Annotated in this window: 19 protein-coding genes; 8 read left to right on the top strand and 11 right to left on the bottom strand. The window is 50.6% G+C overall.

The window, feature by feature from the left end; genetic code table 11:
- Positions 1-309 precede the first annotated feature (309 nt).
- Both QWY30_RS09780 and QWY30_RS09785 read left to right on the top strand, forming a co-directional pair.
- Positions 310-1221 carry a Bug family tripartite tricarboxylate transporter substrate binding protein gene (locus tag QWY30_RS09780; protein WP_290240541.1) on the top strand — a complete coding sequence of 304 codons (912 nt, stop codon included), beginning with the start codon at positions 310-312 and terminating at the stop codon, positions 1219-1221.
- A gap of 33 nt (positions 1222-1254) precedes the next feature.
- On the top strand, positions 1255-2163 hold the full coding sequence (locus QWY30_RS09785) for an allantoinase PuuE (RefSeq protein WP_290240543.1): 909 nt from the start codon (positions 1255-1257) through the stop codon (positions 2161-2163).
- Between the two features lie 4 nt (positions 2164-2167).
- Here QWY30_RS09785 and QWY30_RS09790 read toward each other — a convergent pair whose 3' ends face one another.
- Genes QWY30_RS09790 through QWY30_RS09800 form a run of 3 tightly spaced genes read right to left on the bottom strand, consistent with a single transcriptional unit; the run spans position 2168 to position 5534 of the window.
- On the bottom strand, positions 2168-3499 hold the full coding sequence (locus tag QWY30_RS09790) for a ClC family H(+)/Cl(-) exchange transporter (protein WP_290240545.1): 1332 nt from the start codon (positions 3497-3499) through the stop codon (positions 2168-2170).
- The gene (locus tag QWY30_RS09795; protein ID WP_290240547.1) at positions 3496-4377 is read right to left on the bottom strand and encodes an SMP-30/gluconolactonase/LRE family protein; all 882 of its coding nucleotides are present in this window, start codon (positions 4375-4377) and stop codon (positions 3496-3498) included. The genes QWY30_RS09790 and QWY30_RS09795 overlap by 4 nt, the downstream gene beginning before the upstream one ends.
- Positions 4374-5534: an NADH:flavin oxidoreductase/NADH oxidase gene (locus tag QWY30_RS09800; protein ID WP_290240549.1), complete on the bottom strand. Its 1161-nt coding sequence runs from the start codon at positions 5532-5534 to the stop codon at positions 4374-4376. Before QWY30_RS09800 ends, QWY30_RS09795 begins: the two co-directional genes overlap by 4 nt.
- A gap of 221 nt (positions 5535-5755) precedes the next feature.
- On the opposite strand from QWY30_RS09800, the gene QWY30_RS09805 reads away from it, so the two are divergent.
- Together QWY30_RS09805 and QWY30_RS09810 are read left to right on the top strand one after the other, a co-directional pair.
- Positions 5756-6751: a Bug family tripartite tricarboxylate transporter substrate binding protein gene (locus tag QWY30_RS09805; protein ID WP_290240551.1), complete on the top strand. Its 996-nt coding sequence runs from the start codon at positions 5756-5758 to the stop codon at positions 6749-6751.
- A 65-nt stretch (positions 6752-6816) separates the two neighbouring features.
- Positions 6817-7791 carry a Bug family tripartite tricarboxylate transporter substrate binding protein gene (locus tag QWY30_RS09810; protein ID WP_290240553.1) on the top strand — a complete coding sequence of 325 codons (975 nt, stop codon included), beginning with the start codon at positions 6817-6819 and terminating at the stop codon, positions 7789-7791.
- Here QWY30_RS09810 and QWY30_RS09815 read toward each other — a convergent pair.
- Entirely contained in the window at positions 7778-8671 is an 894-nt protein-coding gene (locus tag QWY30_RS09815; RefSeq protein WP_290240555.1) for a LysR family transcriptional regulator, read from the bottom strand. The two genes, QWY30_RS09810 and QWY30_RS09815, sit on opposite strands and share 14 nt — an antisense overlap.
- Before the next feature lie 95 nt (positions 8672-8766).
- On the opposite strand from QWY30_RS09815, the gene QWY30_RS09820 reads away from it, so the two are divergent.
- Positions 8767-9591, top strand: coding sequence for a TauD/TfdA dioxygenase family protein (locus tag QWY30_RS09820; RefSeq protein WP_290240557.1), 825 nt, complete (start codon positions 8767-8769; stop codon positions 9589-9591).
- Entirely contained in the window at positions 9588-10325 is a 738-nt protein-coding gene (locus QWY30_RS09825) for an SDR family oxidoreductase (protein WP_290240558.1), read from the top strand. The genes QWY30_RS09820 and QWY30_RS09825 overlap by 4 nt, the downstream gene beginning before the upstream one ends.
- Before the next feature lie 120 nt (positions 10326-10445).
- On the opposite strand, the gene QWY30_RS09830 is transcribed toward QWY30_RS09825, so the two are convergent.
- The 3 genes from QWY30_RS09830 to QWY30_RS09840 form a co-directional block, all read right to left on the bottom strand.
- On the bottom strand, positions 10446-11420 hold the full coding sequence (locus tag QWY30_RS09830; protein WP_353958801.1) for a Bug family tripartite tricarboxylate transporter substrate binding protein: 975 nt from the start codon (positions 11418-11420) through the stop codon (positions 10446-10448).
- Between the two features lie 160 nt (positions 11421-11580).
- Complete coding sequence (locus QWY30_RS09835) at positions 11581-12591, bottom strand: Bug family tripartite tricarboxylate transporter substrate binding protein (RefSeq protein WP_290240562.1); 1011 nt, start codon at positions 12589-12591, stop codon at positions 11581-11583.
- 27 nt (positions 12592-12618) lie between these two features.
- Positions 12619-13515 (bottom strand): amidohydrolase family protein, encoded by an 897-nt coding sequence (locus tag QWY30_RS09840; RefSeq protein ID WP_290240564.1) that lies wholly within the window; start codon positions 13513-13515, stop codon positions 12619-12621.
- A 176-nt stretch (positions 13516-13691) separates the two neighbouring features.
- Between QWY30_RS09840 and QWY30_RS09845 the strand changes: the two genes are divergently transcribed.
- Positions 13692-14579 (top strand): NAD(P)-dependent oxidoreductase, encoded by an 888-nt coding sequence (locus QWY30_RS09845; RefSeq protein WP_290240565.1) that lies wholly within the window; start codon positions 13692-13694, stop codon positions 14577-14579.
- Positions 14580-14615: 36 nt separating this feature from the next.
- Here QWY30_RS09845 and QWY30_RS09850 read toward each other — a convergent pair whose 3' ends face one another.
- Genes QWY30_RS09850 through QWY30_RS09860 form a run of 3 tightly spaced genes read right to left on the bottom strand, consistent with a single transcriptional unit; the run spans position 14616 to position 18688 of the window.
- Complete coding sequence (locus QWY30_RS09850; protein WP_290240567.1) at positions 14616-16001, bottom strand: GTPase/DUF3482 domain-containing protein; 1386 nt, start codon at positions 15999-16001, stop codon at positions 14616-14618.
- The gene (locus tag QWY30_RS09855) at positions 15994-17394 is read right to left on the bottom strand and encodes a DUF2868 domain-containing protein (protein WP_290240568.1); all 1401 of its coding nucleotides are present in this window, start codon (positions 17392-17394) and stop codon (positions 15994-15996) included. Before QWY30_RS09855 ends, QWY30_RS09850 begins: the two co-directional genes overlap by 8 nt.
- 7 nt (positions 17395-17401) lie before the next feature.
- Positions 17402-18688, bottom strand: a complete 1287-nt coding sequence (locus QWY30_RS09860) for an MFS transporter (RefSeq protein ID WP_290240570.1) — start codon at positions 18686-18688, stop codon at positions 17402-17404.
- Between the two features lie 62 nt (positions 18689-18750).
- On the opposite strand from QWY30_RS09860, the gene QWY30_RS09865 reads away from it, so the two are divergent.
- Positions 18751-19101, top strand: coding sequence for a DUF805 domain-containing protein (locus QWY30_RS09865; RefSeq protein ID WP_290240572.1), 351 nt, complete (start codon positions 18751-18753; stop codon positions 19099-19101).
- 17 nt (positions 19102-19118) lie between these two features.
- On the opposite strand, the gene QWY30_RS09870 is transcribed toward QWY30_RS09865, so the two are convergent.
- Entirely contained in the window at positions 19119-20123 is a 1005-nt protein-coding gene (locus tag QWY30_RS09870; protein ID WP_290240574.1) for an alpha/beta fold hydrolase, read from the bottom strand.
- Positions 20124-20132: the final 9 nt, after the last annotated feature.

Below are 20132 nucleotides of genomic sequence, written 5' to 3' on the forward strand. Positions count from 1 at the left end.
CTGTTTCGCTATAGATTCGTTAATCAAAATTTAATCTATTGCCGAACCCACAAAAACGACTAATTCTTACAATTTGCGTATACGCTTCACTTATTTGGTGACTACAAAATATTTTCTTCAAACTTTGTTTACGAGTTTTTAATGCTATTGGTGATTTTTGATTCAATCGCAACCGTTCCTGTGTTTATGGAGGTCTCATATGAACTCACAATTGTTAAAAAGGAGTGAGACAACATGTTCGTTCAAACGTTACATAAGCGTATTGCATTATTTTTTCTATCTGTATGTAGTCTGTCATTGAGCGCTTCCGTGTTTGCACAGACTGATGCTTATCCTCAGCGGTCTGTACGAATTGTCGTACCGGTTTCTGCAGGGGGTAGCACCGATAAAATCGCGCGTTTGATCGCGGAAAAACTCAGCACAGCCTGGGGCCAGACGGTTATCGTTGAAAACGTGACAGGTGCGGGTGGTGCGATTGGTGCAGCGCAGGTGGCCAGAGCCAAGCCGGATGGTTACACACTTGTGTTGCACAGCGATGCGATTGTCCTCAATACAATCCTCATCAAAAACCCACCTTACACGTTGAATGATTTAACGGGTGTGATGCGGTTGGTCGTGAACCCTCAGGTTCTGGTATCGAATCCAAACTTTGAAGCCAAGACTTTTAAAGAGTACATCGAGTACGCCAAGAAGCATCCTGGTAAGCTCTCTATGGGCTTGCCGACCAGTGGAGGCATTGCACATATTGCTCATGAAGTGCTGGCCAAGGCAGCTGATATCAAGGTCAACTATATCCCTTACAAGGGCGGAGCGCCTGCGGCACTGGATGCGATGGCCGGACATATCGATGCCACGGTGATCACTCTCGCTGCGGTTACAGAACAAATCAAAGCAGGCAAGCTTCGAGCGTTGGCAGTCACGACGGATTATCGTTCGCCCGTATTTCCTGATGTGCCGACGATGGCTGAGTCAGGTTATCCTGCCGTTAATATTGAAAGCTGGCAAGGCATGCTTGCGCCGAAAGGTACGCCTAGTGCCATCTTGGAAAAAATAAACAAAGACGTTGTTGCGATCGTGCGTGATCCCGCGAACGTCAAGCAAATCGAAGCTCTGGGATTTAGCGTGTCGACCAATTCAGTCTCTGCATTCAATACGATGTTGCAGGATGTTCGTAAAAAATACGCTGAAATTATCGCGCAAGCTGGCATAGTTCAACAGTAAGTTGACCCGAGAAAATACAAAGCAGGAGATGTCATGAGCTGGCAACCTGAACGAGATTTTGTTGGATATGCCAATCAACCACCAGACCCGAAGTGGCCGAATGGCGCGCGTCTGGCAGTGAACTTTGTCCTCAATTATGAGGAAGGCTCAGAGCCCTCGATTCAGGACGGAGAGCCCATGTCTGAAACCGGGTTGACTGAAGCGCACGGATCAAATCAAGTCAAAGCAGGACGGGATTTGGCGGCCGAAGGAATGTTTGAGTATGGAAGTCGCGTTGGCTTTTGGCGGCTGGTCAAACTTTTCGAAGATAGAGGACTGCCTTTGACAGTGTTTGGATGCGCTCTTGCACTGGAGAGGAATCCTTTAGCCTCTGCGAAAATCAGGCAAATGGGCTATGACGTTTGTTGCCATGGCTGGAGGTGGATCAAGCATTTTGAACTGACAGAAGAGCAGGAACGAGAGCATATCCGTCTTGCAATTGCGTCGCTTAAAAAGACAATTGGTGAAAGACCGCTCGGGTGGTATTGCCGTTATGGTCCAAGCGTGAATACTCGCAGGCTGATTGCGCAGGAGGGTGGATTTTTATACGACTCAGACTCCTATGCCGATGAGCTGCCTTTTTGGCAGGTTGTAGAAGGCAAACCGCATTTAGTTGTGCCATATTCTCTGACAAACAACGATGGTAAATATGCGGGAATTGTTGGCACCTCCGAGGAGTGGTTCAGTTTTGTCAAAGACGCCTTTGATACCCTTTACGAGGAGGGAAACACTCAACCAAAAATGATGTCCGTAGGTTTGCATATGCGTCTGATCGGTCACCCGGCACGTGCTGCCGGGCTGCGACGTTTGCTGGACTATATTTCGACCAAACAAGATGTGTGGATCACACGCAGAATTGATATTGCGCATCACTGGATAAAGGTACATCCTTATCCAGAATGAAAAATTAAGGGTGTTGATTCATCCGTGCGCGTAAGGAGTCATAGATGGGCTCTCCCCGCATCAAACTTGCGACCAAGCATGCGGCCACACTTGCCGTGATGAGCGGGGCGACAAGGGTGACACTACCGCTCATTTCAATAATCAGCAAAACGCCCGTGAAGGGCGCTCGTACCACCGCGGTGAAAAAGGCGGCCATGCCGACTAGCGCAAAAGCGATCGGATCAAGTACAAAGGGTGCTGTGACGATAAAGTTAATGCTCGTGGCAAAGAGTGCGCCTGAAGTGGCTCCCACCAGAAGCAGAGGGGCAAACAAACCACCGGGTGCACTCATTGAATAGGAAAGTGGTCCGAGCACCCAGCGCACGAGTAGCAAGATGATGAGCGCGTTCAGACTGAGCTGTCCCGCGAGGACCGCATTGACCTGCATCTCGCCGCCACCGACCCAGTGAGGCTGCCAATAGGCGACAAGACCAATAAAAGCGCCAACAATGCAGGCTTTGGCGATGGGTGAAGTATTTGGGGCGATATTGCTGAACAGATTGAGGCCTAAAAGAACACTTTTGTTGTACATCACACCAAGCGCGCCGATCCATGCGCCTAACAATCCATAAGCGACCAGCTCTGGGATGGTGCCGGGCAAAAGGTTGCCGACATTGAATTCAACTGCATTACCAAAGTAGCTCCGGTAGACAACGATTGCCGTGGCCACAGCGATGAGGGTGGCGAGTAGTCGTCGCATGGTGATGCGATGCGCGACCTCTTCGACGACAAAGGCAACGCCTGCAAGCGGGGCGTTAAACGCGACAGAAAGCCCCGATCCTGCAATGGCCGTGTAGAGTAAAGAGCGGTCTCCGCGGGCGAAGCCGAACCACTTGCCGCACTGGGTGCCAATGACGGCTGCCATCTGTATGGTAGGACCCTCGCGCCCCAAGGCAAGACCGGGGACCATGGCGAGTAGACCGCCCAAGTACTTGATTGGTAAAACCCGAAAGGAGGCAGGTGTCGCCTCCTCGCGCATGACGGCCTCGACATGCTGCACACCACTGCCCGCAGCGCTTGGGGCGAAGGTGACGAGCCAGCGCGCGGCACCTACGCACAGACCGACAACAATCATGGCGATCAGCCAGCCGGGAAGACCAAGGAAGCCACCCGATTTCCATTGCACCAATAGGTCTGCAAAGCTTTTGCTGCCGTGTACGAGTAGCCAGTGAAAACTGCCACCCACCAAGCCGACCAAAGCGCCTGCGAATGCAGAGACGAGAAGGAGTTGGGCTAGCCCCTGAGTTGTTTTCTCTGAGAGATCGTCGTCGAGAATTTGTTCGCTAATAATATTCATCTACCAAAAAATGGTTCTGGCACGCCAGTGACGCCAAGACCGTGAATTTCAAAAAGAGATCCTGCAAGAGGCTGCTGGATCTTTTGTACTTCATTCAGAAATACAGTGCCAGAAGTGACATACAAAATATCGAGATTTGGACCGCCAAAATTACACATGGTGGGGTGTGTTACCGGCACTCGTATGACTCGGTCGAGTCTTCCATCAGGATCATAACGTCCAATAGAGCCATCCCCGACCAAAGCACACCAATAATATCCCTCAGAATCAAAAGTCGCACCATCGATACGCCAAGGAACGCCGGTCGTTGAGATGTACACGCGCTTGTTGTGGATTTCGCCGCTATCCGGATCGAGATCGTATTTCCAAACCGTTTCGCCTCTTGAGTCACCAAACACCATGGTTTTGCCATCCGGGCTAAAGGCCATGCCATTCGAGACGATGAATCCACTGTCCATTTTTTTGCAAGAATAATCTGGATTCAAACGATACAGTGAGCCGCCAGGATTCGTGTCGGAGGGATCGCGGGATCCACACCAAAAGCGACCTTTGGTATCGCATTTTCCATCATTGAGCCGATTTTCAGGAAGATTGGGCTCGGGGTCAACAATAATTTCCACAGCGCCAGTTGCGAGATTGATTTCGCAGAAACCATTTTTCAACGCACCGATCAAGTGACCATTGCGGCGAAAGACGATCGACCCAATGTTCGTGGGCATATCCCAGACTGTCACGGATCCGTTTGCTTCCAGTCGCTGAATGGCAGGGCGTCGCGTATCAACCCAATAAAGTTTTTGCTCTGTAGGGTGCCAAAGCGGACATTCACCGACGAGGTCATGACCGTGATGCGCAACTTTGATCTCATAGATTTTTTTCATTGATTGATCCCGGATTTCCAAGTGGAGGTTTTATGTTGAAAGCCGCTACTCGCGCGTTTTTCTAACCAGTATCCATAGTTGGCGGGGATAGTGGAAAAGATATTTTCCTCACCCAGTTTGTCAGCGGCATCAAGCACCCAGTTTGGATTGTGTAACAGTTCGCGTCCAACAGCGATCAGATCCGCCTGGCCATTTTGCAGAATGGCTTCGGCTTGGTCCGCATGAATGATTAAACCGACTGCCATCGTCATGATCTCTGCATCTCGTCTGATGCGTTCTGCGTGTGGGACTTGGTAACCGTAGTCCGGACGCGTGACGCCACTCACAATCGAGTGCTCAGACATGCCACCTGTACTGCAGTCGATCACATCGACACCCAGTTTCTTTAATTCCCGACACAACACGATGCTGTCTTCGATCGTCCAGCCTGCTTCATCGATCGAGGAAGCTCGGAAAAATAAGGGCTTGCCTGCGGGCCAGATCGTGCGCACATGCTCGACAACTTCAAGCGTAAAGCGGAGTCTGTTTTGTAAGGAGCCGCCGTATTTGTCAGTGCGTTGATTCGCGCTCGCAGATAAAAACTGATGCAGGAGATATCCGTGTGCACCATGGATCTCTAGCACGTCAAAGCCCGCGAGATCAGCGCGGCGGGCGGCATTGCCCCACAAGAGGATTTGTTCCTGTATGTCGGCGACTGTCATTTCTTTTGGAGTTTCAGATTTTGAGCTACCGGGGATCGCGCTTGGTGCGATCAGCTCCCACTCTTCATCGTGATCGACGCCTTTTTGCTCGCGTCCCAAAGGATGTCTGCCTTCCCAGGGCAAAGAGTTCCTCGCCTTGCGTCCGGAGTGTCCCAGTTGAATCCCGATCGCAGCGCCGCGTGAATGCGCGAACTGTATGATTTTTTTGAAGGGTTCGATGAAATCATCTTTCCACAGACCCAGGTCGCGCGGGGTTGTACAGCCTCTGGGATCAACTTTGGTCGATTCAACGAAGATCAGTCCAACCCCACCGGTCGCATATTTTCCATAGTGCGCAAAATGCCAGTCTGTGAGGTGTCCATGATCCGCCTCGTAGGTCAGCATTGGGGATAGAACAATTCTGTTCTTGAGATGGAGGTCGCGTATTTGTAATGGTGAAAAAAGTTTTGTTTTCATGTTGTCTCCTGTGTGCGACGAGAATAATCAGTATCACAAAGAAGATGTTGAGCCGCAACTTAATCCGTGGGTTGACGCTTGATTAGGTCGCGGGGGATATCTCCATATCTCACAATGTGGGCAAAGGCTAGACACTGGAACAGAAACGCAGTATCAATCAACTAATAAAAATTAAATGAATCCAAAGACAATTCAAATCGTCTATTGACCGGAGGAATGACATGATGAGTATTCGCAAATGGAAGCTGGCGCTGGCTTGTTTATTGACCAGTACATCATTGATCGCACAGGCTCAGGGAAATGAAGCAGCAACCTATCCTAGCGGCACCGTAAAAATCGTGGTGCCTTATACGCCTGGTGGTTTGACAGATATTCTGGGTCGGGCGCTTGCATCACAGCTTGAAAAAAAATGGGGTAAATCCGTCATCGTTGAAAATAAGCCCGGGGCCTCTGAGGCGGTGGGGGCCTCAACGGTTGCACGCAGCAAGCCTGATGGTCTCACGCTATTTATCGGTAGTGATGCGGCCTATGTCGTAAATGGTTTACTCAAGAAGAACCTGACATATAACCCTGACAAAGATTTAGAGCCGATCACGCGACTCTCAGAGGGATTTGCTGTGTTGCTTATTCGTCCGGACTTGGGAGTGAAGACACTCAAAGAGTTTTTGACGCTTGTTCAAAAAAATCCCGGCAAACTGACCTTTGGTTCTGAGGCTGTTGGTAGCGCCTCCGAATTCAGGATGCGGATTCTTGGGGATGAGTCCGGTGGCTACAAAATGAACCACATTCCCTATAACGGTATGAGTGCAATCATGTCGGATTTATTGGGTGGGCGAGTGGATAGTTCATGGATGCCCTCACATTTAGCTAAACCACAAGTCGAGGCTGGCAAACTGATTCCCGTTGCCGTCAATATTCCTGAACGGACTTGGATGTTTCCGGACGTACCGACTTTGAATGAATCTGGCTACGTCAATGCGAACGTGACATTTAAAATGATGATGTCCGCGCCAGCCGGGACGCCCAAGGCAATTATCGATAAGATTGCGACAGATGTCAGGTCGATCATGAAAGATCCTGCTTTTTATGAAAAGTCAGTCAAGCCGCTCGGTCAAATTGTGATTGCTGACACCCCTGAACAATTTAAACAATATATTCAGAAAACCAAGGCCACGTTATCTAAGGTTGTCAAAGAGGCAAACTTCAATATTGAGTGAATGCGTATTAAGATGGTGGTCTTAAGCAGGCCACCACCATAAAAACCATAGCATTCGGAGATAAGATGTTCAAAAATAAGCTTAAAGCCCTGACTGCAGGGCTGTCGTTGTCTTTAGTCATGACAGCCACGGTTGCCCAGGACTTTCCCCAGAAACCCATTACCCTTGTGATCCCTGTGGCTGCGGGCGGGACGACCGACATTGCAGGACGAGTATTGGCGAATCAGCTCAAGGACGTGCTTGGCCAGATGGTGATTGTGGAAAATAAACCCGGCGCAAGCGGAGGCATTGGCAACTCATACGTCGCGCGCGCAAACCCAGACGGCTACACGTTGGTGCTTGCCTACGAGGGCTTTAATACAGGTAATCCGGCACTGACTAAAAATCTGCCTTGGGATCCTGTGAAAAGCTTTACACCGATTGCCGAAGTGATCAGGGGGCCGCATCTTGTACTCGTGCCCAAGGATTCACCCATCAATGATTTAAAGGGTTTGGTTGAGTACGCGCGTGCCAATCCTGGAAAGTTGAATTACGCGTCTTCAGGCGTGGGGTCCATCCAGCATCTTGGTGCCGAATTGCTCCAGCTTAAAACAAATACCAAGATGGTCCATGTGCCATACGGCGGTGCCGCGCCTGCCATGAAGGATTTGTTGGCTGGTCGGATTGATTTGTTCATTACCACGCCACCGACTGCGATGGGTCATCTCAAGGCGGGTACTTTGCGTGCCTTGGCGATCACCAGTCAGCAACGTCATCCAATGTTGCCTGACGTCCCGACAACAGCTGAGGCAGGTTTGCCCGAGTTTCAGTTAGACGCCTGGTTTACAGTGTTCGGACCTGCGAATATGCCTGACGCCGTCGTCAAGAAGCTGACGGACTCAATGAAGACTGTCATCACCTCGCCACAGTTTGTGAAACAAATGAATGAGCAAGGTGCAACCGCCAGCTATCGTTCACCAAAAGAAGTGGCTGATATTGTCAATGCTGATTTGAAGAAATGGGCTGATGTTGTGAATGCTGCGGGCATCAAGCCTGAGTAAAAAATGTCAATGCAGCTTTTTTGAAATCTGCAACGAGCGCTGTTGAATGATTTTCCCGCCACGCCAGTCCTACGGACAAGCGTGGCGGTATTTCTTTGAAGCGGTGATATTTGAGCCCGGGAAATTGCATCGAGGTCTGAGACTCGGGAACAGGTGCGCAGCCTAAACCGGCTGCGACAAGCGCCAGAGCGGCATGCATGGTTCTGACCTCGATAAAGTCCGAGGGCTTGACCTGATGCCGTTGCAGATAATCCCGAAACAAGCTGCGTGTACTGCGCTTGTCATCATGGCTTGGATACCCGATAAGAGTTTTTTCGTGAATGCTGCTGACTGAGATAGGTGTCGAGCGTGCGAGTCGCCACTCCGCGGGCGCGGCGAGTGCGTATTGTTCAGTAAATAGCCTGACGGTCTTGAGTGCGGGATGGTTGACCGGCTCCCGAATCAATCCAACGTCCACCTGATCGCCTAGCAGCGTATCGACTTGCTCTCGGGTCGTGTACTCAAGCAGTTCGATGCGTATGCCGGGTTGCGCCTGTAGATAGTATCTCAACAGATTTGGTAAAAAAGTATAGGTATGCGCATGCAGAATCCCCAGACGCAAGACTTGCTTCTGCTGACTGTGAGATTGTTGGATCACCTGTGCGCATTGATCAATATCGACGAGTATTTTCCTTGCGTGCAGAAGAAGGGCAGTGCCCTCTTGGGTGAGACTCACGCGTCTTGTTGTACGGTGCAGCAGTTCGGTCTGTAGCAATTTTTCCAGCTGTTGGATATGGTCGCTCAAAGGTGGCTGGCTGATCCCGAGTCTTGTCGCCGCACGACCAAAATGTCCTTCTTCGGCGACTGCGACAAAATATCGAAGTTTTTTAATATCAATCATTATTCTGATTTTCAAATTAATAATGGATGAATAATATATTGGACGCGCCTAATCGGGCTAGGTAAACTTGATTAATTCAGTGTGAGGAGCACCCCATGGAAGTCAAAAAACTAACCGGTACGATTGGCGCGGAGCTTTTGGGCGTCGACCTTTCCAAAGATCTTTCTGCCGCGACGATCAAGGATATTCGTCAGGCTCTGCTTGATCATTTGGTGATATTTTTCCGAGATCAGACCTTGACCCCTGAGCAGCAAATTGCGTTCGTGGAAAAGTTTGGACCGATTAGCACAACACCTGTTTATCAGACGCATCCCCAGTATCCTCAAATCATGCCCGTCGTGAAAGAAGCGACCGACAAAGACGTGATTGGTGATACTTGGCATACTGATGAGACGTATCATCCTCAGCCCCCAATGGGCTCAGTGCTCTATGCACGGGAGATTCCAAAAGTTGGCGGCGATACCCTTTGGGCGAATCAGTATCTCGCATATGAGCGTTTGTCAGACGCCATGAAAAAGCAGCTTGAGGGTTTGTATGCGATTCATTCAAATGATTTTCTCAATGCAAACGCGAGATTGCGCAACAGTACGCGTTCAACGAAGTTACGTGAGGATGTGGGACGCATCGATAGCCGTCATCCTGTTGTGCGTACGCATGAGGAAACGGGACGCAAGAGTTTGTTTGTGAACCAACCTTTTACGTTCTGCTTTGAAGGCATGACGCGCGATGAGAGCTTGCCGTTACTTCAGTATCTATATCAGGTCAGCAGCAAGCCTGAGTTGACCTGTCGTTTTCGCTGGCAACCCGGTTCGATGGCTTTCTGGGATAACCGCTGCACCATGCACTATGCCATTAACGACTACCCAGGTCAGCGCCGCGAAATGCATCGCATCACTATCCAAGGCGTGAGTCCAACATGAGCGCGGGGCGTTTTGCGGGAACCGTCACGTTGATCACGGGCGCGAGCAAAGGAATTGGGTTGGCAACAGCCCAACGCATCGCCAAAGATGGTGGTACCGTGATTGGTATCGCGCGTTCGACGGGTGATGTGAATTTTCCCGGCCCTTTTTTTACGGCCGATCTTATCTCCGAGTCGGAGACCGCGCGCGCTTTGGCACAGATCACCGAGCAGTTTGAGGTCGATCATCTCGTCAATAATGCGGGCAAGACGACGTCGAGTTTGCTGACCGAGACAAGCTCTAAAGAGTTTGAAGAAATATTGCAAATTAATATGCGTGCGCCGATGCAGTGTTTGCAGGCTTGTCTACCTGCGATGGTACGTAAGGGTCGCGGACGCGTCGTCAATATTTCCAGTCGTGCGGCGCTGGGGATGATGAAAAGAACCGCCTATGCAGGCGCCAAAAGCGGTTTGATTGGTATGACGCGAACCTGGGCGCTTGAACTTGGTGCACAGGGTATTACTGTGAATGCGGTTGCACCGGGACCTGTTGCGACAGAGCTCTATTTAAAAAACAATCCAATGTCTCCAGAGGCGCGTGAAGCTTTTGCCTCGCGTATCCCGCTTAAGCGGGTGGGCACTCCGGAGGAAATCGCGGGCGCGATTACCTATTTCTTGTCCGACGATGCGAGCTTCGTGACCGGACAAGTTCTGTATGTTTGTGGCGGCCTGTCTGTGGGCGCGACGCCCGTTTGAAAGATAAACGCTCTGAGGTGTGACACGTTTAAGTAAAAAGTCCTGTCTCAGATGATCTGGACAGGACTTTTTATACTTGCTTCACGAGTACTGCTGAGGAGGCTTACTGAGCCCTCAAACTTAGTCGAGCGTGATATTGGATTTCTTGATCACGGCCGACCACTTGCTGACTTCATCTTGAGTCATCTTGGCGAGCTGCTCGGGTGTGTTTGGAGCAGGGGGGAGTTCAAAGCCACCACTTTCATAGGCTTTCTTGAGCTCTTCTGTCGCGAGGGCCTTGTTGACCTCTTTATTCAGCATATCGATGATTTCTTTCGGTGTACCTTTCGGGGCATAAACAGCGAACCATGCCGATACATCAAAGCCAGGAACACCTGACTCGCTGACGGTTGGCGTGCCGGGTGCGAAAGGTGTCTGTTTGGCTGAAGTCACAGCTAAAGCACGCAGTTTGTCAGAGCGTACCTGACCAATAGCCGAGGGCAAGTTATCAAACATGGAGTCTACCTGGCCACCCACGAGGTCAATCACTGCCGGGCCGCTACCTTTGTAAGGAACGTGCAGCAGGTCGACGCCAGCCTGGATTTTGAAGAGCTCACAAGACAAGTGAATGGATGAGCCCGCGCCAGAGGAGGCACAGGTCACTTTGCCAGGATTTGCTTTGGCGTAGGAAATGAATTCCTGAACGTTTTTAACGGGAAGCTTTGGATTGACAACTAGGATGTTTGCAATCGTCGTGAGTGTGACGACGGGTGCAAAATCATTCAGTATGTTGAAGTTCAGCTTTTTGTATAAAGTCTGGTTGATCGTGTTAGAGACCGAGCCCACAAAAAGCGTATAGCCGTCTGGCTTTGCTTTTGCGACGAGTTCTGCACCAATATTGCTGTTTGCGCCTGCGCGATTTTCAACCACAAAGCTTTGTTTGGTTTGCTCGGAAAGTGATTTTGCAACCAAACGGGCAACGCGGTCTGTTGCGCCACCAGGTGCGAAGCCAACTACGAGTGTGACGGGCTTGTTTGGGTAAGCCTGGGCGTGAGCAACGCCCGCGGTCAGTGCAAAAGTTGCTGCGACGGCGCTGACAATAGGTAGAAATTTCATCATTAACTCCAACAGTTAGGTGAACCAGCGCCAGCTTGGGCTAACAGGTCGTTCATCAACAAGCCGACCATACTAACCATTTCTGACACTTTCAACATTTGGAGTTTACCCTGTGGGTCAAGCCATCGCGATGATCTCCTGATTGGCGTCTATCACCTTGTTAATTGGCGGTAATTCCAGCTTTTTTCACAAGTTCTCCATAGATTTTGCTCTGGTTTTGGATGTATTCGCTAAAAGCCGCGGGTGTTGGACTTGCGATCATCTCGACGCCTTTTGATTTAAAGACCTCGATCACAGCAGGGGTTTTAAGGATTTTGGAGATTTCCGCGTGAAGTTTGTTCACGATGGCTGGTGGGGTACCAATCGGGGCAAAAATTCCATTGAATGTCGAGTCGTTAAAACCTTTGAGCCCTGATTCGTCAAAAGTGGGTACGTTGGGTAGGATCGATGAACGAGCCATGCTCGTCACAGCGATTGGATATAGCTTGCCGGTTTCGATATGTTTGGCTGCCGTACTGACCTGATCAAACATAATGGGTACCTGTCCGGCAATTACATCAATCACCGACTGCGCATTACCTTTGTATGGGACATGCAAAAGTGAGACACCCGCAGCGGTACTAAAAAGCTCTGCCGCGATATGTCCCGTCGAACCATTACCTGATGATGCATAGGCGTATTTTTTAGGGTTGGCTTTGGCGAGTTTGACAACCTCAGCCACAGTTTTGGCGGGTAGCACGCTTTGATTAATCACCATGACCATCGGTATTTCACAGGTCAGAGTGATCGGGACGAAGTTTTTGAGCGGGTCGTAGCCGGCATTTTCCAATAACAGAGGTGCCGTCACAAACGTAGTCGAATGTGCAAGAAGTGTATAGCCATCTGCCGGGGCATTCGCAACCATCATCGTACCGACGAGACTGCTGGCGCCCGGTCTGTTCTCAACGATGACCTGTTGTCCGAGTGATTTGGATAGAGGTTCTGCAATCGCCCGCGCAACGAGATCGACGTTTCCACCCGCAGCGACTGGAACAATCAGTCGGATGGGTTTGTTTGGAAAGTTGGAAGCGTTTTGGGCGTGAATGGAACTCAGTCCTGCGCTCATGATGGCCGTTCCGCAGAGCAGGAGTTTCAGCGCTTGTTTAATTGAGTGAATGATTGTTGTTTTCAATTTTGTCTCCTCGGGATGTCATTGATATTAAAAGTCGTAGAGACGTGCTGCATTGTCGACGAGTACTTTTTTGACTGTGACAGAATCCCCCGCCCATTTGGCAATGCGGGTCAGTGCGGCGAAATCGTCCTCTGGCCTGAAATTTTCGATAACAGCCGGGTCGCGTTTGACCCCTTTGGGTGGCATGGGATGTGGCCAGTCCGTGCCCCAGACCATGCGATCCGGGTTGGCATTGATCAGCGCGCGGGCGAAAGGCTCCGCGTCTGAATAACCTGGGAGCTCGGAAATACGATAGGGAGCAGACAGCTTGACGTAGACCTTGCCGGATTGAACAAGCGCACATAAAGCGTCAAAACCTGGTTGCGTGAGAGGTTTGCTTGCATACAGTTTGCCAAAGTGATCGACTACCAGTGGAGTGGGTAGTTGACGGATCGTATCCTGCATGCCTGCGATCACATCAAGATTGGTATAGACCTGAACATGCCAGCCGAGTGGCGCAACTTGTTCAGCGGTCGCTTTAAGTTGTCGGGCCGCGGACTCAGGATCGTGATGTCCATGGGTTTCAAGATTGACACGTACGCCACGCACACCGGCCGAATGAAACTTTTTCAAGGTATCGAGAGTGAAGGTTTCATCAATGACAGCGACACCTCGACCACGCTTGGGGCCCCAAGACTCGAGTGCATAGAGCATGCTGGAGTTGTCTGTGCCGTAAGGGCTCGGATGTGCAAGCACGACTCGATCCACACCCATTGCAGCATGCAAGGCATCAAGCGCCTCGAGAGTTGCCACGGCTGGCGTGTAATTTCGCTTGGCAGCAAAAGGAAACTGCTCAGCAGGAGGAAAGATGTGTGTATGGCAATCGCAGATACCTGCGAGGCCGAGTTTTTTAAAGTCTGCGGGAATGGCGAATGTCGGTTGCATGAAAGAGTCTGTTATTAAAAGTATCGACGCTTAAATACTAACCACAAATTGATTTGGCGTCGATGTTGTTTGAAAACTCTATTTCAATGTCAATCTTGGCATTGGAGCTTTCGATCTACTTTATAGTAATGAGTATTAATTCACAGATCATTCAATAAAGATTTTTTGAGATAACTATGAGCGATATTAGAAAATTAGGATTTATTGGTTTAGGGGTGATGGGAGAGCCCATGTGCCGAAATCTTGCGATTAAGCAATCCTTTCCCGTTCTAGCTTACGACACACAAGCGGCTCCTCTTGAAAGGCTGGCTCATTCGATTGCTGTAGCCAAATCTGTTGGACAAGTGATGCGAGAAACGGATTTGGTATTTTTATCTTTACCCTCCGGTGAAGTAGTTGCCAAGATTTGTGAGCAACCAGATGGTTTGCTCGCAAACTGTCGATCGGGTCAAATCATTGTTGACCTCAGCACGTCACCGGTTGAGCTGACTCGCGAGTTGTATGAAAAATTCAAAGCTAAAGGTGTGTTGCTCATCGATGCGCCCGTGGCCAGAACACGTGCAGCGGCTGAGGCGGGTACCTTGTCTATTATGGTTGGTGCACAAGAGCCAGAGTTTGCGCAAATCAAACCTTTTCTATCCACATTCGCAACTGAAATTACACTCTGTGGGCCTGTCGGCTGTGGTCAGGTCGTCAAAATTTTGAACAACATGGTGTTGTTCGAAACAGTTGCGGCTTTGTCAGAAGCCCGTGCGATCGCAAAGAAAGCCGGAGTTGATCCTAAAAAGTTATTTGAGACTTTAGCGCTTGGTTCAGCTGACAGTTTTGCTCTCAGGAATCATGGTCTCAAGGCAATGATTCCCGGTGATTTTCCAGAGCGCGCTTTTTCAGTGGAGTATGCAGCGAAAGATTTGAGATATGCGTTGGATCTCGCTGAGCAAACCGAGGTTGACGCGGCCGGAGCGCGAAATGTTCGCAGGCTTTTTGAGCTCTCGGTGGCTCGAGGTGACGGTGATCTTTATCATCCAGTGATCAGTAGAGTTTTGGAGGATAAAGTGTATTGAAGCTGGCGTCAGGCTCGGTCTGTCAAATTTTCTAATCTATGAGTATTTTTCATTCGACAGGCCTAGTGCCAGTGCGTCTATTGCTCGTTGTCTTGCCGGACTGTCGTTGAAGTTTTCGCCAATCGATGACCAGTCAGGATGCGCACGTGCCAGTGCGATTGATTTTGTCAGTGCTGGATTTTCGAGCGACAGGTGTGGCGCCTGTTCAAGGCAAAGCGGCGCGAGTGCGGCGTGCCCCCGGTGTTCTAATCCGTTCAGTAACTGCATCTGTCGAAGTGCCAGCAGTTGCAAGATGGACTGATCCACGGTGAGTTCTCGAAAGCCTCGAACCTGACCCAGCACTCTTTCACCCCAGCGATCAATCGCTTTCCAGGCGCCACCCGCGATGGCGCCAATCGCCATTCCTGTGCCTAGACTTAGTCCAGCGCTCAGAACGTCGATGGTTGCGCCTGCTGCAGCACCGGCAGCTATTCCCATGCCCACATGCACACCAAAATGCTGAAGTGCCTGTGGGCTGAAAAGGTCGAGTTCCCAACGGCCTTCAGTCAAAGGAAGTGGGCTGGAAAGATAGTCATCTTGGCGAAACTGGAAAAGATTGAGCAGGGCATTGACGCAGGCTTGCTCGCGTTCGCGGACGTGACTTTGTTGGAGTGCGATTTTCTTTTGAAGAATGTCCGGTTCGGTAGAGGTACGTATTCTCAGGGCTGCAACGTCAATCAGCATGCTGGCAATCAGCATGATGGAAGAATCGTGCCGCGCTTCACGTTGCCGCACAGCTTGTGCCTGGAGATCGGTAAGTGTCTTCTGATAGGAGGACAGCATCAAAGACAATGTTTGATACAGTTTTTCCTCGCCGTCTATCGGAGGACTCACGCTGTCAAACGATAAAGCCGAGTGCAGACCCACGCGCGCCAGGGCGTCTCGCCATTCTTGAGTACGTGCGGCGTTGCTTGCGACAAAATTCAACACAGGCAGAAGTGGCCTTGCGCAACTCGCAAGAATCGCAAGTTCATCTCGATGCTTGGCGAGTACGGGTTCCCGAACATCCACAACATAGAGTCCGGCATGACAGCTCAGCAGTTTTTTGAGAACGCGCGCTTCTTGTTCATATAGAGACGACGCCTCCGGACTTTGCAGGAAAAGGCGAATGCGGTCAGGTCCGTCTAGTCGTTGTGAATGACTGGAGAGTTGCTCGAGATAGTCCAGGAGCCCGATACTGTCTTCGATTCCGGGTGTGTCAAAAAGCATGAGTGCTGTTTGAGTGCCCAGGCTGATAGTTGCGCCCTGGACTTGCCGTGTCGAGCCAGGCATATCCTCGACGACTCCGAAATTGACATCTCGCGTCAACGTGCGAAGCAAGGATGTTTTGCCGACATTCGTATGACCAACGACTGCGATTTGAAGTGTTTGTGGATCAGTCATGATGACGCTCCAGCCATTGCATCACATTCAGGGCATCATCGCGGACTCTGAGTTCCATATTTGGCGGATCGCGAAGCAGGGATAGCCAGGCTTCGGTATGGGCATGATCGGTTTGACTGTGCCGAAGCCATATCAGTGTTCTTTTAGAGCATTCGGAGAGGTCACTGATCAGACGCAGTGTGCCGCGATCAGGCGAGTGTCTGGCATCGCAGACCAGTACGAGATTTTTCGCGCGAGTCAGTGTGATTCGATCTAAAACCAGTCGACGTGATTCACGCGAGTCGATAGGGCCGATGCAGGTGACTGCAGTCCCGATCCCTGCGGGTGGCCAAGGATCATTTGGATCGGGTTCGATTGCGATCAAAAGATTGTCAGTGTTCCAAGAACCGTCTGAGTCAGGGGTATTTGCGTGAGCGACTGAAATGACTGATGGGTGTGGCGCATGTCCCTCTGACATCTGTTCGGATGCTGGCATACGATGTAAGACAGCGACATAATAGGGAGCAGAAACATCAGGTCCGATGCGTAAGCGACGGATCGAGACAATGAATGCGGAAATCAACGACAAGATCACTCTGGGAAGTATGCCGTATGCGACGAGACAGCCCAAGAGCCAACCAGACCACAAACGTCTCGTGACTTCAGCATTGTGATGAGAGAGCGAACCACTGGCACGGATGAGATCTTCGTCGGGTACTGCGAAGCCCAGCCATTGAGGAACCACGGCGAGTCGTCCAACCCATTTCACGAAAACATCCGAAGATAAGACGGTTGTTTCCCAAACAAAATCATACTGGCGGGTTGAGAGTGCAAAGATCATTGCAGCACCTGCTGCCACCATTATCGTGACCCAGATCAGGTGTGTGCAGGTGCTGAACAGCCAGCGTGTCGCATTGGCTTGCCTCCAAACGCTCCACCACGCCTGCACGACTAAGCCGATATTCGGTCCACGCGCAAGCATGAGTGTCAACTTCGGCCATAGCTGTGCGAGCAATCCACCCGAAGCATGAGTTGAGAATATCGTGACACACCATACAATGAGTGAAATGCTGTTCAACCCAAGTAGAACAAAAATAGCTGTCACGATATTCACAGGTTGCGCACTGTTTCCAAGCGAGGCAAAGCCTATACTGGCGCCACTCATTGCTGCAAGGATCAACAATAGGAAAAAAGCTAGCCATCCTGCTTTACTTAGCTTGTTGACGATTGAAATCAAACCGTTCGATTCGCTTAGTGCTTGGGCGCGACGGACAACTTTTGAGAGGGGAGTGAGTTCATGCTGTGCCAGTCGTCTGGCTTTACTGTCGTCGAGAGGTCCCCATTGACTTTCTCTCAGATGCACCGCTTCGCATAGCCATGCCTGACGAAACGAGATTGGCTCACGTTTTTCCATGATCGAATTACTTCTTTCTCTGGCGAAGCAGTGCAATACCAACAAACATTGCCGGCAGAGAGCAGACGACAAAACCGATACCGTAATTGTTCGTCATACCAAGTAAAAGTGAAAAGATCGATGGAGCGGTCAAGGCGCCGACCTGTCCAAAGGAAAGCACTCCTCCAGTCACGGCGCCTCGGGCGCCCTCTGGTGCAGCACGCGCAGTTTCGGCAAGTAAGACGCCATGCCAGGACAGTGCGGTTGCGCTGATGAGCGTGGCGACGATTCCGACGATGATCGTCGGCCAACCTTCGCCGCAAATGCTCAGGAGAACCATGCTGATTGCCATGCCGATTGCCAGCGCTGCCATCATGATGCGAGGATGGACATAAGAGCTGCCGAGTAGCCCCCAAATAATACGTCCCGGGACAGCGACGGCGACGGCGATAGAAAATACAAAGCCGGCGGCGACGAGTGTGTACCCCATTGTTGTCAGGTACACGACGAAATAGACCGTGAAGATTGTTTGAACAGCATTAAAGGCAAAACATGCAAAAGAGAGATTGCGCAACTCTTTGGTGCCCACTACAGCGCGCAGGGTGTTACCGAAATCAGAGAAATGAAATTTGCGAGCGGGATCGCGGTCATCGTCAAATTTCTTGCGTAGTGGTTGAAGCATGAGTGTGAAAACGATACAGGCCAGAGCGCTGATCAGCATGGTGTAGCGCCAGTTTGACCACTCAGTGATCCTGGGTCCGAGCATACCCGCCAAAAGAAGTCCAGCAGGGACCGCAGTTTGCTTGATTGAAAATATTAGAGGCAGGTAACGCGGTGGAGAGCAGCGACCCAACAGGTGCGAGCTAGAGGGCGTGGAAACTGCTGCGCCACCACCACTTAACATCGCGGAGAGGATAAGCGCGATAGGGTGACCGATGGTGGCCAACGCCATCCCTAAAGCAAGGAGGATAAGAGCCAGTTGGCTCATACGCATCGCGCCATAACGCACAATGAAACTGCCGCAACCAAGTTGGGTGGAGAGTGCGGCACCCGCTGCAATAGAAAAATAGACACCGATCCATGCCGAGTCAATCAAGAGATCCGCGATGATGGCGGGCGCGATCACAGCGGGAAGGGCGCGCCCGATTGCCGCAAAGGTTTGCTGCAAGAACATTGCCACGAGGGCAAGCAGAAGGTGATTCACAAGAAGGTGTTTAAAGTTAAGTGTTTTGCAAATGAACTGCTGCGATGCAATATCTTGATGAATCGCACCTTTAGGATAACGGAAGTCATAAATATGTGTTGACGCAGTCAAGACTGATTGTCAATATTAAAACCAACTACGTAATCTAACATCAAATAATCGGGAGAACATCCATGAATTTTTCTACAGCCGTCTCAACCTGTTTGTCAAAATTTGCCACATTTAGCGGGCGAGCCACGCGCAGCGAGTTTTGGTGGTTTTATTTGTTCACTGTTCTACTGGGCTGGGGAGCAACGATAGTTGGCGCGCTCGTGCTCGATGGCGGCGCGTTTCTGGGTAATTTGGTCTCCCTCATTTTCCTGATTCCGACATTTGCCGCGGGTAGTCGTCGTTTGCACGATATTGGTCGTAGTGGCTGGTGGCAACTTTTGGTAATCACCGTTATTGGTGTTTTATTGCTGATCTTTTGGTTTGCTTCGGATAGCGAAAAGGCCGCGAATAAATATGGCGAATACACACCTTGATTCAAATATCAGTCAGGCTAATGATTGGGTAGCTTCAAAAAATTTCTGACTGTTTGATGAATGAAATGTGTTTGACTGGAGCCGAGTAACGCTCTCCATGCAAGATGGCCTTTGTTCGAGTCGACGGGCGCGTAGGTTGCGCCCACCAGTCGTTCTGCGAGCTGTTTGGCACCTTCCAGGCTTAAGAGCCTCTCCTGCGTGCAAGGAATCAAAAGTGTTTTCGCGGTCAAGCGCTCAAGTGCGTCGTTCAAGCTTGAATTAAACGGCGCGCTGACATCGTGATTGGAGGATGCCTGATAACGTTTGAGTAAGCTCCAGGCATCCCAGCGGGCAAACCAGTCTGCCGATGCTTGGGCCTCGAGTTCAAGCGTGTTGAAATCCGTCTTGGCAATATAGTCATCTGTCACGGTCCAGGCAAAGTAGTGTTTGCCAGCGAGTTTCAGTCCGTTAATTGGATTGATTGTGTATTGGCCGTCGTTCCAGTGTGGATCAAGTTTTACGATGTCAATCATTCGCTGGGTCGCGAGTTTAAAGCTATGGCTCGCATGCCAGTCAGGTACTAAAAGCACAGCATTTTTTACCATTTCAGGATAATGAATCATCCATTCCAAGGCCTGAAATGCACCCATGGACGCACCGGCCAGTACGGCGATGGCCTGATTGCCCAGACCCAGACCTTTTTTCACAAGTTGGACTTGGGCGTGCACCATATCCCGGATTGAGTAGTCTGGAAAGTTTGCGCCTAAGCCGTCCGCGGGACTCGAAGAGGTGCCACCCCCAATCGCATCAGTACTGACGACGCAATAATGATCTGTGTCGTACGCTCTGCCTGGTCCGATATGCTCGATTACGCTGTGCCTGACATTGCCAGTGCCGGGGAGAACAAGTAAAAGATTATCTCGCTGCTCATTGAGCGCACCATAACAGACATAACCAATCCTGAGCTCGGGGAGGGTCTGACCGGACTCGAAAGTGAAGTTTTGCAGCGTGAAGATACCTTCTTGGGCATTTGGACGAGTCATGTCAGTAGT

Source organism: Zwartia panacis (assembly GCF_030410395.1).
In the GTDB taxonomy this organism is placed as follows: domain Bacteria; phylum Pseudomonadota; class Gammaproteobacteria; order Burkholderiales; family Burkholderiaceae_B; genus Zwartia; species Zwartia panacis.